The sequence below is a fragment of the Pseudomonas sp. A125 genome, assembly GCF_055409485.1.
This window is the reverse complement of record NZ_JBUZVP010000010.1, coordinates 36,164-52,119: the sequence shown is the minus strand read 5'-3', so window position 1 is coordinate 52,119 and position 15,956 is coordinate 36,164. Positions and strand designations below refer to the sequence as shown.

Genomic DNA, 15,956 nt, shown 5'->3' with positions numbered 1-15,956 from the left:
CCATGCGCCGTCTTCTGTTGACTCTCCTTTTGCTGGGCTCAGGCCTGGTGCACGCTGGCGAACTGCCGGAAACCGACTGGCTGGAACTGATGCCCAAGTCGGACCAGAAAGCCCTCGAAGAAATGCCGGAAATCGACCACAACTCCCCGGAAGCCCAAGGCACCTTTACCGTGAAGGGCGGCCTGAAGCAGAGCAAGGGTTTGCCGGCGGTGATGTATTCCACCAAGACCGTGGCCGCCATGAACGGCAAGAACATCCGCATCGGCGGCTACCCGGTGCCGCTCGAAACCGACGCCAAGGGCCGCAGTACGCTGTTCTTCCTGGTGCCTTACCCGGGCGCCTGCATCCACGTGCCGCCGCCACCGCCCAACCAGTTGGTGCTGGTGCGTTACCCCAAGGGTTTGAAGCTGGACGATATCTACACGCCACTGTGGGTGACGGGCACGCTGAAGGTGGAAAAGGTCAACAATGACCTGGCCGACGCGGCCTATGCGCTGGATGCGGGGAAAGTGCGGGCGGTCAAGGAATCGGACTTGTAAGCCGCGACACGATTCAAAATGTGGGAGCTGGCTTGCCTGCGGTGAGGGCCTGACAGTCGACATCTCTGTTGGCTGACACTGCGCAATCGCAGGCAAGCCAGCTCCCACATTGGAATCGGTTTACAGGGCAATACCGGCGATGCTCACGCCCAAGGTATGGCTTTCACCTGGCGCCAGTGTCACCACATCGTCCAGCACGTTCGCCGTCTCGATGCATAACATGCCTTGCCAGCCGTCGTCGGCCATGTCGCTGAAGGCCTTGGCGCGCTCGGTCCAGGGGTTCCAGATCACCGTCGAGCGCGAGCCTGTGCTGGTGAGCTGAACGCGGCGCTGCCAGTCTTTATCGACGATGTGCAGTTGGGCTGGCGTGTTTGGATAGATGCGGTCGGTCTCGGCGGTAAAGTGCAGCAGCCCCGATTGTTGCTTGTGGCTCCAACCTTCGGCGGTATCGATATAGGCCAGGCCGTCCAGACCTTCGACTTGCACGTTGCGCACATCGCTGACTGCAAAGTAGCTGTGCAGTGCCTGGCTGAGGCTGACGGTCTCGGTGCCACGGTTGTGGCTGGTCAGGCGGATGTGCAGTTGATCATCCAGCAGGAGGCTCATCTTCAGGTCAACCTGATGCGGCCAGCCCGGGAAACCACCTTCAGGCACCGGCAGTTCCAGCTCAACCCGCACTGCCGTGCCTTCAGCCTCAACGCCAACCAGCGTCCAGTTCGCCGTTCGCACGAAACCGTGGGCGCCCGCCGGCTCGTCGCCCTGGTACATGGCTTTCACGCTGTGCGGGTTGCGGTCGAACACGCCAAACCACGGCCAGCACACCGGCACGCCGGTACGAATGCCTTTGCCTTTCTTGAACACCACGTGGTCGTTAGGCCAGATCAGCGGCTTCTCGCCCGTGCGCTGGTAACTGACGATGTGCGCGCCTTGCTGGGCTACCACCAATTCGGCGCCGTTGTGGCGGATGCGCCAAGCGTTCAGCTCATCCAGTTTTACGGTTTCAACGTTGGGTGTAGACATAGGCGCGCGCTCTCAATGGCAGACAATGGGGCAATGGACCGTCAAAACATCGAGATGTTTAACGCGCCCGCGACGGAACCGACCGGGTGCGACCGCTGCCGTCGATGGCAACGAACACAAACACCGCCTCGGTCACCTTGCGCCATTCGCTGGAGAGCGGGTCATCGCTCCACACTTCGACCATCATCTGGATCGAACTGCGGCCGATTTCCAGGGCCTGGGTATAGAAGGACAACTGCGCGCCGACTGCCACCGGTACCAGGAACGCCATGCGATCAATCGCCACGGTCGCCACACGGCCACCGGCAACCTTGCTCGCCATGGCCGTGCCGGCCAGGTCCATCTGCGCGACCAGCCAGCCGCCGAAGATGTCGCCGAAACCGTTGGTTTCACGCGGCAGTGCGGTGATTTGCAGGGCGAGATCGCCTTGCGGGATAGGATCTTCTTGTTCGAGTTCGATCATGCCGGTGCCTCTGACCCGTGACGCTTCATGGGTATTTCAAGTGGATAGCCGTCTTCTGGAAAAACGTTTCAGCACCAACATACACCGCTCGATGCGTTTCTCGTAAGGCGTACTAAAGGGAAACTCTGCCAAATCGGCTGGCGGGCGGCCAACGGCGTTTTGGCACAGCAGCCCCTCAAGGATGCGGGTCTGGCGCTTGCAAGGGCCGAGTATATCGAGCCGTCGGCGCCGCGACGACCTCCCGACGCTCATTTGGTCGGTAAATAGACGCTGTATCGCGGCTTTTTCCGGCAACTGTGCTCCTGCTCAAGTTAATTGCACGTCTGCTACGGGAATATTTCGCTGAACTGAACTGTTAACTGCCCAACGCTGTGCTTTTTCAAGCGATTTGCTATCTTGCCAAGCCTGCCGCAAGTCCCGGGCTTGCCGTCCTGACTACTATAAGAGAAGCCTTGCCATGTCCTCCGTGCCCGCAAGCAGTGCGCAACCTTCGCGCCCGCTGACCCGCAACGACTACAAAACCCTGTCGCTGTCTGCCTTGGGCGGTGCGCTGGAGTTCTACGACTTCATCATTTTCGTATTTTTTGCCACGGTGGTCGGGAAGCTGTTCTTCCCCGCGGACATGCCCGAATGGCTGCGCATGATGCAGACCTTCGGCATCTTCGCCGCCGGCTACCTGGCGCGGCCGCTGGGCGGGATCATCATGGCGCACTTCGGCGACCTGCTGGGGCGCAAGAAGATGTTCACCCTGAGCATCTTCATGATGGCCGTGCCTACCTTGATCATGGGCCTGCTGCCGACCTACGCGCAGATCGGCCTGTGGGCACCGATCCTGTTGCTGCTGATGCGCGTGATCCAGGGCGCGGCGATCGGCGGTGAAGTACCGGGCGCGTGGGTGTTCGTTTCCGAGCATGTGCCGCCGCGTCATATCGGTTATGCCTGCGGCACCCTCACCAGCGGCCTGACGGCCGGCATCCTGTTGGGTTCACTGGTGGCGACTGCCATCAACACCCTTTATAGCCCGGAGCAGGTGTCGGATTACGCCTGGCGCATCCCGTTCCTGCTGGGCGGCGTGTTTGGCCTGCTGTCGGTGTACCTGCGGCGCTGGCTGCACGAAACCCCGATCTTTGCCGAAATGCAGCAGCGCAAGACCCTGGCGGCTGAACTGCCACTGCGCGCCGTGTTGCGTGACCACCGTGGCGCCATCGTGCTGTCGATGCTGCTGACCTGGCTGCTCTCGGCCGGCATCGTCGTCGTCATCCTGATGACCCCGACGGTGTTGCAGACCGTCTACCACTTCAGCCCGACCGTTTCGCTGCAAGCCAACAGCCTGGCCATTGTCACCCTGAGCATCGGTTGCATCATCGCCGGTGCCCTGGCGGATCGCTTCGGTGCGGGCCGTGTGCTGATCGCGGGTTGCGCGCTGTTACTGGCGACTTCCTGGACGCTGTATCACAGCCTCGCCAGCCACCCTGAGTGGCTGTTCCCGCTGTACACCCTGACTGGCCTGTTTGTCGGCACAGTGGGCGTTGTGCCCTACGTGATGGTGAAAGCCTTCCCGCCAGTTGTGCGCTTCAGCGGCCTGTCGTTCTCCTACAACGTAGCGTATGCCGTGTTCGGCGGCCTGACGCCGCTGGTGGTGTCGCTGCTGATGAAGGAAAGCCCGATGGGCCCGGCATACTACGTGGCCGTGATCTGCACGATGGGGATGCTGGTGGGTGCTTACCTGTGGAAACGCGGCCGCTGACTGACAGATAACCTTGTGGCGAGGGAGCTTGCTCCCGTTGAACTGCGCAGCAGTTCCATTTTTGGGGCCGCTACGCGACCCAACGGGAGCAAGCTCCCTCGCCACAGATTTTGCCTTACAACGATTACAGATTGTTTCCACGAAATCGCTCCAACCTCCTCGCAAGCCCCGGATTTATTGATCTTTCCCCTTCCTGTCAGCTTTTTCATAAATGCTGGCCTTTCATCTAATTGTCATATTCCAGACATAGAGTGTTCACACGGCCTACCGATACTTGGCCCCGATCCAACTATCCCTATCTGCTAGGAGCAAGGCATGAAACTGAAACGTTTGATGGCGGCAATGACTTTTGTCGCTGCTGGCGTTGCGACCGCTAACGCGGTAGCCGCTGGTGTTGACCCGGCGATTCCGGCTTACGTGAAGACCACTGGTGTGTCGGGCAACCTGTCCAGCGTTGGTTCCGATACCTTGGCAAACCTGATGACCCTGTGGGCTGAGGGTTACAAAAAGGAATACCCGAACGTCAACATCCAGATTCAGGCCGCCGGCTCCGCCACCGCACCTCCTGCGCTGACTGAAGGCACCTCCAACCTGGGCCCGATGAGCCGCAAGATGAAGGACACCGAACTCGCTGCCTTCGAGCAGAAGTACGGCTACAAGCCAACCGCTATCCCGGTTGCCGTGGATGCCCTGGCCGTGTTCGTGCACAAGGACAACCCGATCCAGCACCTGACCATGGAGCAAGTCGACGCGATCTTCTCCTCGACGCGTCTGTGCGGCGCCAAGGCTGACGTCAAGACCTGGGGCGACCTGGGCGTGACCGGCGACCTGGCCAACAAGCCAGTGCAACTGTTCGGTCGTAACTCGGTATCCGGCACCTACGGCTACTTCAAGGAAGAAGCCCTGTGCAAAGGCGACTACAAACCTAACGTGAACGAACAACCTGGTTCGGCGTCGGTTGTGCAGTCCATCAGCTCCTCGCTGAACGGCATCGGTTACTCGGGCATCGGTTACAAAACCGCCAGCGTGAAAACCGTGGCCCTGGCCAAGAAAGGCAGCACTGACTTCATCGAAGACAGCGAAGAAAACGCCCTGAACGGTAAATACCCGCTGTCGCGCTTCCTCTACGTTTACGTCAACAAAGCGCCGAACAAGCCTCTGGCCCCGCTGGAAGCCGAGTTCGTGAAGCTGGTTCTGTCCAAACAGGGCCAGGAAGTGGTAGTGAAAGACGGCTACATCCCGCTGCCAGCCAAAGTTGCCGCCAAGGCACTGGCTGACCTGGGCCTGAAAGAAGGCAACTAAGCCTGTAATACCCTGTGTAGGGGCAGGCTTTTAAGTGGGAGCGGGCTTGCCCGCGATGCTGGCGACGCGGTTCAAGGTTGAAATCGTGTTGATGCCATCGCGGGCAAGCCCGCTCCCACACAAGCCCGGCCTACACCATCAATTTTTTAATCCGCTGCCAGCCCTGCTACGCGGCGGATTTCTTGCGTCACTGCATTGTCATCTTTCTGTCATACAGGACCGCTAGGGTGTGCGCATGAATGATCTGGCCAATTCCACCATGACGACGACTTCTCCCCCCAAGCGCATTGATTTCAATACGCCTGAGCTGCAACGCAAGCGCCGCATTCGCGCGCTAAAGGATCGCCTAACCCGCTGGTACGTGCTGATCGGCGGCCTTGCCGTCCTGGGCGCGATCACGTTGATCTTCTTTTTTCTTGCCTACGTGGTCGCGCCGTTGTTCCACGGCGCCAACCTGACCAAGGAAGACGCCCTGACGCCGGCCTGGCTGCAGGACGCCGGCAAGCCGCTGATGATCTCCATGGAAGAACAGAACCAGGTCGCCATGCGCGTTTCCGACAAGGGCCAGGCACTGTTCTTCAGCGTTGACACGGGTGCCGAGCTCAAGCGCGTTGACCTGCCATTGCCGGCGGGTGTCACGGTCGCCTCCATCGGTGAAGACCAGCCCGGCAGCCCGCTGGTGATCCTCGGCCTGTCCAACGGCCAGTCCCTGGTGTTCCGCCACACCTATAAAGTGTCGTACCCGGACGGCAAGAAGACCATCTCGCCCGCCATCGAATACCCTTACGGCGAAACGCCGATCGTGCTCGACGAACAAGGTCGCCCGCTTGAGCACGTGGCCTTGAACGCCACTGACTCGACGCTGGTAGTAGCCGGTTCCAGTGGGGCACACCTGAACGTGCTGTCGATCAGCCGTGAAGAAAACATGATGACCGAGGAAGTCACCACCGAGCAGAAGCGCATCGAGCTGCCGCAAATGACCGAGCCGGTGAAAGCCATCTTTGTTGATCCGCGCCAGCAGTGGCTGTACGTGATCAACGGCCGTGCCCAGGCCGACGTTTTCAGCCTGCGGGACAACAGCCTCAATGGCCGCTACAAACTATTGGAAGACGGCGTCGCACAAGTCACCGCCAGCACCCAACTGGTGGGCGGCATCTCGCTGATCATCGGTAACTCCAGCGGTGGCCTGGCGCAGTGGTTCATGGCCCGCGACCCGGACGGCGAGCAACGCCTGAAGCAGATCCGTACCTTCCAGATGGGCACCGCGCCTATCGTTGAAATCACCGCTGAAGAACGTCGCAAGGGCTTCACCGCCCTCGACGCCTCCGGCAAGTTCGGCGTGTTCCACAGCACGGCCCACCGCACCTTGCTGGTGGACCCGGTTGTCGAAGGCACCGGCGTGTTCGGCATGTCGCCACGGGCCAACCGGGTGATCGTCGAAGCCGGTGGCAAGCTGCAACCGCTGCTGCTGGACAACCCGCACCCGGAAGTGTCCTGGAGCGCGTTGTGGAGCAAGGTCTGGTACGAAAACTACGACGAGCCTAAATACGTCTGGCAATCGACCGCCGCCAACACCGACTTCGAACCCAAGATGAGCCTGGCGCCCCTGACCTTCGGTACCCTGAAGGCCGCGTTCTACGCCATGCTGCTGGCGGCGCCACTGGCGGTTGCCGCTGCGATCTACACCGCCTACTTCATGGCCCCGAGCCTGCGCCGCAAGGTCAAGCCGGTGATCGAATTGATGGAAGCAATGCCGACGGTGATCCTCGGTTTCTTCGCCGGCCTGTTCCTGGCGCCGTATGTCGAAGGGCATCTGCCGGGGATCTTCAGCCTGCTGATGCTGCTGCCGATTGGCATCCTGGTGGCCGGGTTCGTCTTCAGTCGCCTGCCTGAGTCGATCCGCCTGCGGGTTCCGGATGGCTGGGAAAGCGCGATCCTGATCCCGGTGATCCTGTTTGTGGGCTGGCTCTCGCTGTACATGAGCCCGTACCTGGAAACCTGGTTCTTCGGCGGCGACATGCGCATGTGGATCTCCCACGACCTGGGGATCACCTACGACCAGCGCAACGCCCTGGTCGTGGGCCTGGCCATGGGTTTTGCGGTGATCCCGAACATCTATTCCATCGCCGAAGACGCCGTGTTCAGCGTGCCGCGCGGCCTCACCCTGGGCTCCCTGGCCCTGGGCGCCACGCCGTGGCAGACCATGACGCGCGTCGTCATCCTAACCGCCAGCCCGGGCATTTTCTCGGCGCTGATGATCGGCATGGGTCGCGCGGTCGGTGAGACGATGATCGTGCTGATGGCCACCGGCAACACCCCGGTGATGGAGATGAACCTGTTTGAAGGCCTGCGCACCCTGGCGGCCAACGTCGCGGTGGAAATGCCCGAGTCGGAAGTCGGCGGCAGCCACTACCGCGTGCTGTTCCTCTCGGCGCTGGTGCTGCTGCTGTTCACCTTCATCATGAACACCCTCGCCGAGCTGATTCGTCAGCGTCTGCGCAAGAAATACTCGTCGCTTTAAGAAAGGTAGAAGTCTGTGAAACAGAACTCCCTGAATGGATGGTTCAAGAGCGGCGCCCCGGGCGTCTGGATCAGCGGTGGCGCGGTGTCCATCGCGGTCATCATGACCATTGGTTTGCTGGCCGTGATTGCCGTGCGTGGCCTGGGCCACTTCTGGCCGGCCGACCTGATCCAGGCCAGCTACAACGTGCCGGGCCAGGAAAACCATATCGTCATCGGCGAAGTGGTGCAGAAAGAACAAGTGCCCCGCGAGCGCCTGAAAAGCGCTGGCTTGCCGGTGCCCGACCAAGGCCCGGAATTCATGACCCGCGAGCTGATCAAGGTCGGTAACCGTGACTTGAACGGCAACGACTTCACCTGGGTCGTCGGCGAGTGGCTGACCAACCAGACCAAGCCTGTCGAGTTGATGGCCATCGAGCGTCGTGAGTGGGGCAACTTCTATGGCACCCTGGTCAACGTCAAGCAGGACGGCAAGGTCATCGCTGAAGGCGAGGCCGCCTGGCCGGAACTGCAAGCCCGTGTCGACCGCGTCAACAAGCTCGCGGCCCAACTCAAGACCCTTGAGAAGTCCGACATCGGCGCGATCAACGCCGGCCTTGAACGCATCCGCCTGCACGGTCGCAAACTGGAGCTGGAAGGCAAGCTGGACGCCACCGCCCAGGCCGACATGGACAGCGGCCGCGCCGAACTGAATAACCGCTACAAGGACATTGAGGCCCGCCTGGCCGACCTGCACAGCCAGTTCAATCGCGACAGCCTCACCGCTCGTGATGCCAACGGCAAAGAGCTGGAAATCGGCATCGGCAAGGTGGTGCATGCCTACCAGCCGAACGCCATGGGTTACATGACCAAGGTCGGCTTCTACTTCAGCAAGGTATGGGAGTTCCTCAGCGACGACCCACGGGAAGCCAACACCGAAGGCGGGATTTTCCCGGCGATCTTCGGCACCGTGATGATGACCCTGATCATGGCGATGATCGTGACCCCGTTCGGCGTGCTGGCGGCGGTGTACCTGCGTGAGTACGCCAAGCAGAACACCCTGACCCGCATCATCCGTATCGCGGTGAACAACCTGGCCGGTGTTCCTGCCATTGTTTACGGCGTGTTTGGTCTGGGCTTCTTCGTCTACGTACTGGGCGGCTCGCTCGACCGGCTGTTTTTTGCTGAAGCCCTGCCGGCGCCGACCTTCGGTACCCCGGGCCTGCTCTGGGCGTCCCTGACCCTGGCGCTGCTGGCCGTGCCGGTGGTGATCGTGGCCACCGAAGAAGGCCTGGCGCGGATTCCTCGTACCGTGCGTGAAGGTTCTTTGGCACTGGGCGCGACCAAGGCGGAAACGCTGTGGAAGATCGTGCTGCCGATGGCCAGCCCGGCGATGATGACCGGCATGATCCTCGCCGTGGCCCGCGCCGCCGGTGAAGTGGCGCCGCTGATGCTGGTGGGTGTGGTGAAACTGGCGCCGTCGCTGCCGGTGGACGGCAACTACCCGTACCTGCACCTGGACCAGAAGATCATGCACCTGGGCTTCCATATTTATGACGTCGGCTTCCAGAGCCCCAACGTCGAGGCCGCGCGGCCGCTGGTGTACGCAACCGCCTTGCTGCTGGTGCTGGTGATCGCCACGCTCAACTTGTCGGCGGTGTGGATTCGTAACCACCTGCGCGAAAAATACAAAGCACTGGACAGTTAAGCGGGCACCTGTGGGAGCTGGCTTGCCTGCGATGCAGGCGACTCGGTTGAACAGGTACAGCGCGGTGATGCCATCGCAGGCAAGCCAGCTCCCACAGGGTTGGCGCTAGACACAGATTTTGAGTAAGCCGCCCCGGGCGGTTCAATGAAACGAATTGGTAGCACAGGGAGCATCCCATGCAACATGAAACCCATTCCCACGGCATCAACATGTCAGCCTTGGGTCGCGACAAGCAGAGCCTGAGCCTGGCCCAGGAAACCGTGGCCATCGAAGTCCCGGGCCTGAGCCTGTACTACGGCGACAAGCAGGCGCTGTTCGACGTCAGCATGAACATCCCCAAGCAGCGCGTGACGGCCTTCATCGGCCCGTCCGGCTGCGGCAAGTCGACCTTGCTGCGCACCTTCAACCGGATGAACGACCTGGTGGACGGCTGCCGCGTCGAGGGCGCGATCAACCTGTACGGCACCAACATCTACCGCAAGGGCGAAGACGTTGCCGAGCTGCGACGCCGGGTCGGCATGGTGTTCCAGAAGCCCAACCCGTTCCCCAAGACCATCTACGAAAACGTGGTCTACGGCCTGCGCATCCAGGGCATCAACAAAAAACGCATCCTCGATGAAGCCGTTGAATGGGCGTTGAAAGGCGCGGCCCTGTGGGATGAGGTCAAGGACCGTCTGCACGAGTCGGCCTTGGGTTTGTCCGGCGGCCAGCAGCAACGCCTGGTGATCGCCCGCACCATCGCCGTAGAGCCGGAAGTGCTGCTGCTCGATGAACCGTGCTCGGCACTCGACCCGATTTCCACGCTGAAAGTCGAAGAGCTGATCTACGAACTCAAATCCAAGTTCACCATCGTGATCGTGACCCACAACATGCAACAGGCGGCGCGGGTTTCCGACTACACCGCGTTCATGTACATGGGCAAGCTGGTGGAATTTGGCGACACCGATACCCTGTTCACCAACCCGGCGAAGAAGCAGACCGAAGACTACATCACCGGTCGTTATGGCTAGCAGGTGCTGAGTTGCTCCCTGAATTGATGCTGCGGTCGACCGCACCTTACTGGACGTTCCAAGGACGCCAACATGATTAGCAAAGAAAGCCTTACCCATCATATCTCCGCGCAGTTCAACGCCGAGCTTGAGGAAGTGCGCAGCCACCTCCTGGCCATGGGCGGGCTGGTGGAGAAGCAAGTCAACGATGCGGTCACCGCGCTGATCGAGGCCGACTCGGGCCTGGCCCAGCAAGTGCGCGAGATCGATGACCAGATCAACCAGATGGAACGCAACATCGACGAAGAATGCCTGCGCATCCTGGCCCGTCGTCAGCCGGCAGCCTCAGACCTGCGGTTGATCATCAGCATCTCCAAGTCGGTGATTGACCTTGAGCGCATCGGCGACGAAGCCACCAAGATCGCCCGCCGCGCCATCCAGTTGTGCGAAGAAGGCGAAGCGCCGCGTGGCTACGTCGAAGTGCGCCACATCGGCGATCAGGTGCGCAACATGGTCCGCGATGCCCTCGACGCGTTTGCCCGCTTTGACGCCGAACTGGCGTTGTCGGTGGCCCAGTACGACAAGATCATCGACCGTGAATACAAGACCGCCCTGCGTGAACTGGCGACCTACATGATGGAAGACCCGCGCTCTATCTCGCGGGTGTTGAGCATCATCTGGGTGCTGCGTTCGCTGGAGCGCATCGGCGACCACGCGCGCAATATCTCGGAACTGGTGATCTACCTGGTGCGCGGTACCGACGTGCGGCACATGGGCCTCAAACGCATGAAAGCCGAAGTTGAAGGCACAGCCGATCAAATCCCTAATGTTCCGGGCGTTCCTGACGATAAGTAAGATTGCCCGAGAAATAAACGCCCGGCCTTTGGCCGGGCGTTTTCGTTTGTGGTGTTGGAATTTTTGGCAAAATGCCATCAGCGAAGCGTTATGCTTGCCGGGGTTTTTATAGGATGAAGGGTCGATGAGCAAAGTCAGTGTATTGGTGGTGGATGACGCCTCGTTTATTCGCGACCTGGTGAAGAAGTGCCTGCGCAACTACTTCCCGGGGATCAAGATCGAAGATGCGGTGAACGGCAAAAAGGCCCAGGCCATCCTGATGCGCGAAACCTTCGATATGGTGCTGTGTGACTGGGAAATGCCGGAAATGTCCGGCCTGGAACTGTTGACCTGGTGCCGCGAGCAGCCTCATCTCAAAGCCATGCCGTTTGTCATGGTGACCAGCCGTGGTGACAAGGAAAACGTGGTGCAGGCGATCCAGGCCGGGGTTTCCGGCTACGTCAGCAAGCCGTTCACCAACGAGCAGTTATTGAATAAGGTCAAGCAGGCGCTGAACAAGATCGGCCGCCTCGACGCACTGATCGCCAGCGCGCCGACCAAGATGAACTCGGCATTCGGCAATGATTCCCTCAGCGCCCTGACAGGTGGCAAGCCTGAAGCGGTCAAGCCGGCCCCGGTGGCCACGCCGAGCAAGGGCTTGCTCAACAGCCCCCCGGTGCTGGCCCCTGCACCGTCGCCGGCGGGTGGCCGTGGCCAGGGCCAACTGCGTTTGTCCAGCGGCACCCAGCAATGTGTGATCAAGGCGTTGAGCATCAAGGAGGCGCTGCTGGTGGTGCGTCGCGGCGAAGTCCTGCCTCAGGTACTGGAAAGCGCCGTGCTCGACCTTGAGCAGGGCGACAACGCCGAGATCGCGCGTTTGAACGGCTACCTGCATGCCGTCGTGGCCTACGAACCCAAGCCTGACAGTGATTGGCTGCAACTGACCTTCCGGTTTATCGACCAGGATGCACAGAAGCTTGATTACATCTCGCGGCTGATCGCCCGCGGGACCGCACAGAAGCATTTTGTGCCGGGTGCGTGACCGGTAGCCAGCCAAGGTTAACGCTTTACCTGTGGCAAGGGAGCTTGCTCCCGTTGGCTGCACAGCCCCGAACACTTTGGCGCGGTCTGTTCTGCAGAACTGCAGTGACTTTATCAGGGACGCTTCGCGCCCCAACGGGAGCAAGCTCCCTCGCCACATAACCAGCCGATGCAGGCGTTGCCCAATTTTGCATTGGGCACGCGGTAAGGCTTAATCCAGCAGCAGCACCTTGGCCAACACGATCTTCGGCCCTTTCATCTTCTTGATGATGATCCGCAGGCCTTCGACTTCCAGCACTTCTTCCTCTTCCGGCACCCGCTTGAGGGTGTCGTAGATCAGCCCGGCGAGGGTTTCGGCTTCGATGTGGTCCAGGTCGACGCCCAGCAGACGCTCCACCTTGAACAGCGGCGTGTCACCACGCACCAGCAGCTTGCCCGGCTGGTACGCGAGGATGCCGCGCTCGGCCTTGCGGTGTTCGTCCTGGATGTCGCCCACCAGCACTTCCAGCACGTCTTCCATGGTCAGGTAGCCGATGATCTTGCCGTCGGCTTCTTCCACCAGGGCGAAGTGCGCGCCGCCCTTGCGGAACTGCTCGAGCAACTGCGACAGCGGCATATGGCGAGATACGCGCTCCAGCGGGCGGGTCAGTTCGGCCAGGTTGAACGACTCGGGGATGTGGTCCAGGGCCGCCAGTTCCAGCAGCAGGTCCTTGATGTGCAGCAGGCCGACAAACTCGTTGCGTACCGCGTCGTACACCGGGTAGCGGCTGAACTTGTGGCGGCGGAACAGCGCCAGGATTTCCTTGAGCGGGGCGTTGAAGTCCAGGGTCACCAGGTCTTCGCGGGAGTTGGCCCAGTCGACCACTTCCAGTTCGCCCATTTCCACGGCGGAGGCCAATACACGCATGCCTTGGTCGCTCGGGTCCTGGCCACGGCTGGAGTGCAGGATCAGTTTGAGTTCTTCACGGCTGTAATGGTGCTCGTGGTGCGGGCCAGGCTCGCCCTGGCCGGCGATGCGCAAGATCGCGTTGGCACTGGCGTTGAGCAGGTAGATCGCCGGGTACATGGCCCAGTAGAACAGGTACAGCGGCACGGCGGTCCACAGCGACAGCAGCTCGGGCTTGCGAATCGCCCAGGACTTGGGCGCCAGTTCACCGACCACGATGTGCAGGTACGAGATCACGAAGAAGGCGGCAAAGAACGACACGCCCTTGATCACTTCCGGCGACTGCACGCCGATCGCGCCCAGCAATGGTTCGAGGATGTGCGCAAAGGCCGGCTCACCGACCCAGCCCAGGCCCAGGGAGGCGAGAGTGATACCCAACTGGCAGGCCGACAGGTACGCGTCGAGCTGGCTGTGTACGGTGCGCAGGATCTGCCCGCGCCAACCGTTTTTATGGGCGATGGCCTCGACCCGGGTCGAGCGCAATTTGACCATGGCAAATTCCGCCGCAACGAAAAAGCCGTTGAGCAGTACCAGTATCAGTGCAAAAAGAATCATGCCGAAGTCGGCGAAGAGTGTCGCGAGGGTGATGCCAGGGGAAGGGTCCATGATTGGGTTTTGCGGGTTCCGTCTAATCAAAAAGGGTGAGCAGGTGGGCCTGAAAGGCAGGCACAAGTCAGCCAATGTAGCGGCTGACGGGGCGCTTGCCTAGTGGCGGCTGCCGGGTGGAGGGTCACTCGTCCTGATGAATGACCCGTGAACGCGTCACCTGGGCCGGCGGAAAATGGCAGGTGAAGGTGCTGCCATGGCCCAGCACGCTGCTGATTTCCAGCCGTGCGCGATGGCGCAGCAGCACATGCTTGACGATGGCCAGGCCCAGCCCGGTGCCGCCGGTGTTGGAGTTGCGGCTGGAGTCGACGCGGTAGAAACGCTCGGTGAGGCGCGGCAAGTGCTTGGCGTCGATGCCCATGCCGGAGTCCTGCACGCTGAGGTGTGCGCCCTGGTCATCGGCCCACCAGCGGATCCGGATGTTGCCCTTGTCCTGGGTGTATTTGACGGCGTTGAACACCAGGTTGGAAAAGGCGCTGCGCAACTCGCCCTCGCTGCCCTTGAGCAGGATCGAGGGGTCGGCTTCCAGGGTGATTTGCTGTTCACGCTGCCCGGACAGGGCCTGCGCGTCGCTCTTGATGGTCTGCAACAGGCTTTCCACCGGGACCGGGTGGTTGTCCGAGGGGTAGTCAGTGGCTTCCAGCTTGGCCAGCAACAGCAGGTCGTTGAGCAGGGTTTGCATGCGTGCGCCTTGCTGCTGCATCTGCTGCAGGGCACGGCTCCAGCGCGGGTTCACGTCGTCGACGTTATCGAGTAGTGTCTCCAGGTAGCCGCAGATCACTGTCAGCGGCGTGCGCAGTTCATGGGAGACGTTGGCAACGAAATCCTTGCGCATCTGTTCCAACTGATGGATGCGCGTGACATCACGCACCAGCATCAGATGTTCGTTATTGCCGTAGCGCGTCAGGTACAGCTGGATACGCACGCGGTCGTTGGTCGGCGAGGGGATCTCCAGCGCTTCTTCGTAATTGTCCTGCTCGAAGTACTCCTTGAAGCGCGGGTGGCGCACCAGGTTGGTCACCGGCTGGCCGCTGTCCTGGGGCGTCTTGAGACCCAGAAGGGTTTCTGCGGCGCGGTTCCACCATTCCAGGTTGCCGTCGCTGTCGAGCATGATCACTGCATCTTTGAGCGCAGCCGTAGACTCCTGCACCCGATCGATCACCGCCTGCAGGCGCCCGCGTACACGTTGGTCGCGGCGTTGCAGGTGGTAGATGCTGTCGAACACCTCGCCCCACAGGCCATAGCCGTCGGGCGGTGCTTCATCGGATTTGTGCTGGCGCAGCCACTCGTGCAGACGCAGCAATTGCTTGAGGGTCCAGCCAAGGTAGATACCGACGCCGACGGCCAGGCTCCAGCCGTAATAGCCGCTGACCAGGCCCACCAGCAGGCAGCCGGTGATCAACAGGAGCATGTGGCGGATCAGGGTGCCATGCCAGTTTTGATTCACTTAAACACGCGTCCTTTCAGCTGTCTGGGCAGTTCGGTGTGGTTCAGCCTTTGGTTGAAAACCGGTAGCCGGTGCCGCGCACGGTTTGTACCAGATTCTCGTAGGCGTCGCCCAAGGCTTTGCGCAGGCGGCGGATATGCACGTCGACGGTGCGTTCCTCCACATACACGTTGCCGCCCCATACCTGGTCCAGCAGTTGGCCGCGGGTGTAGGCACGCTCCTGGTGGGTCATGAAAAATTGCAGCAGGCGGTATTCGGTCGGGCCCATCTCGGCGGGTTTGCCGTCGATGGTCACACGGTGGCTGATCGGGTCCAGGATCAGGCCGTCGACTTCGATCGGTGCTTCGCCATCGGTCGGGCCGGCACGGCGCAATACGGCCTTCAGGCGGGCGACCAGTTCCCGTGGGGAAAAGGGCTTGGTGATGTAGTCATCAGCGCCGACTTCCAGGCCCTGGATCTTGTTGTCCTCTTCGCCCTTGGCGGTGAGCATGATGATCGGGATGTCCCCGGTCAGCTCGTCACGCTTAAGGCGCCGGGCCAACTCGATGCCGGAGGTGCCGGGCAGCATCCAGTCCAGCAGGATCAGGTCCGGCTTGCGGTCGACGATAATGGCATGGGCCTGCTGGGAGTTCTCCGCCTCCAGGCAGTCATAGCCGGCCATTTCCAACGCAACGGCGATCATCTCGCGAATGGGCGCTTCGTCGTCAACGATCAGAATGCTCCTGCCAACCATGCTAAATCCTCTTGTCATTTAACTGTCTTGCGCCGCATTAGATAACGGAATTATTGCAGTCGTGTGACAGTAATTTAGTCGC

The 15,956-nt window shown here is 61.1% G+C and carries 13 protein-coding genes; 8 read left to right on the top strand and 5 right to left on the bottom strand.

The genetic code is table 11. The features are described from left to right. Positions 1–2: 2 nt before the first annotated feature. Positions 3–539, top strand: coding sequence for a DUF3299 domain-containing protein (locus tag ACZRN6_RS15435; protein WP_464008337.1), 537 nt, complete (start codon positions 3–5; stop codon positions 537–539). Between the two features lie 120 nt (positions 540–659). Here the strand turns inward: ACZRN6_RS15435 and ACZRN6_RS15430 are convergent, their stop codons facing one another. Together ACZRN6_RS15430 and ACZRN6_RS15425 are read right to left on the bottom strand one after the other, a co-directional pair. Then, positions 660–1,559, bottom strand: coding sequence for a D-hexose-6-phosphate mutarotase (locus tag ACZRN6_RS15430; protein ID WP_464008336.1), 900 nt, complete (start codon positions 1,557–1,559; stop codon positions 660–662). A gap of 58 nt (positions 1,560–1,617) precedes the next feature. Continuing rightward, complete coding sequence (locus tag ACZRN6_RS15425) at positions 1,618–2,022, bottom strand: acyl-CoA thioesterase (RefSeq protein ID WP_003176975.1); 405 nt, start codon at positions 2,020–2,022, stop codon at positions 1,618–1,620. 457 nt (positions 2,023–2,479) lie between these two features. Between ACZRN6_RS15425 and ACZRN6_RS15420 the strand changes: the two genes are divergently transcribed. The 7 genes from ACZRN6_RS15420 to ACZRN6_RS15390 all read left to right on the top strand — a co-directional run bounded on the left by ACZRN6_RS15420 (position 2,480) and on the right by ACZRN6_RS15390 (position 12,143). Beyond that, positions 2,480–3,769: an MFS transporter gene (locus ACZRN6_RS15420; protein ID WP_322148431.1), complete on the top strand. Its 1,290-nt coding sequence runs from the start codon at positions 2,480–2,482 to the stop codon at positions 3,767–3,769. Between the two features lie 315 nt (positions 3,770–4,084). Then, positions 4,085–5,071, top strand: coding sequence for a phosphate ABC transporter substrate-binding protein PstS (locus tag ACZRN6_RS15415; protein ID WP_017135798.1), 987 nt, complete (start codon positions 4,085–4,087; stop codon positions 5,069–5,071). Between the two features lie 487 nt (positions 5,072–5,558). Next, positions 5,559–7,592: an ABC transporter permease subunit gene (locus tag ACZRN6_RS15410; RefSeq protein WP_464008384.1), complete on the top strand. Its 2,034-nt coding sequence runs from the start codon at positions 5,559–5,561 to the stop codon at positions 7,590–7,592. A 15-nt stretch (positions 7,593–7,607) separates the two neighbouring features. Continuing rightward, the gene (gene pstA / locus ACZRN6_RS15405) at positions 7,608–9,278 is read left to right on the top strand and encodes a phosphate ABC transporter permease PstA (protein ID WP_322148430.1); all 1,671 of its coding nucleotides are present in this window, start codon (positions 7,608–7,610) and stop codon (positions 9,276–9,278) included. Positions 9,279–9,454: 176 nt separating this feature from the next. Then, a complete protein-coding gene (pstB, locus tag ACZRN6_RS15400; protein WP_065883786.1) occupies positions 9,455–10,288 on the top strand; it encodes a phosphate ABC transporter ATP-binding protein PstB in 834 nt (277 codons plus the stop codon). A 72-nt stretch (positions 10,289–10,360) separates the two neighbouring features. Then, on the top strand, positions 10,361–11,122 hold the full coding sequence (gene phoU, locus ACZRN6_RS15395; protein ID WP_464008335.1) for a phosphate signaling complex protein PhoU: 762 nt from the start codon (positions 10,361–10,363) through the stop codon (positions 11,120–11,122). A gap of 124 nt (positions 11,123–11,246) precedes the next feature. Next, entirely contained in the window at positions 11,247–12,143 is an 897-nt protein-coding gene (locus tag ACZRN6_RS15390) for a response regulator (RefSeq protein ID WP_464008334.1), read from the top strand. A gap of 210 nt (positions 12,144–12,353) precedes the next feature. Here the strand turns inward: ACZRN6_RS15390 and ACZRN6_RS15385 are convergent, their stop codons facing one another. The 3 genes from ACZRN6_RS15385 to phoB all read right to left on the bottom strand — a co-directional run bounded on the left by ACZRN6_RS15385 (position 12,354) and on the right by phoB (position 15,874). Beyond that, complete coding sequence (locus ACZRN6_RS15385; RefSeq protein WP_076013189.1) at positions 12,354–13,694, bottom strand: hemolysin family protein; 1,341 nt, start codon at positions 13,692–13,694, stop codon at positions 12,354–12,356. Positions 13,695–13,818: 124 nt separating this feature from the next. Then, positions 13,819–15,141: a phosphate regulon sensor histidine kinase PhoR gene (phoR, locus tag ACZRN6_RS15380; RefSeq protein WP_416152098.1), complete on the bottom strand. Its 1,323-nt coding sequence runs from the start codon at positions 15,139–15,141 to the stop codon at positions 13,819–13,821. Positions 15,142–15,184: 43 nt separating this feature from the next. After that, positions 15,185–15,874, bottom strand: coding sequence for a phosphate regulon transcriptional regulator PhoB (phoB, locus tag ACZRN6_RS15375; protein ID WP_003195617.1), 690 nt, complete (start codon positions 15,872–15,874; stop codon positions 15,185–15,187). Positions 15,875–15,956: the final 82 nt, after the last annotated feature.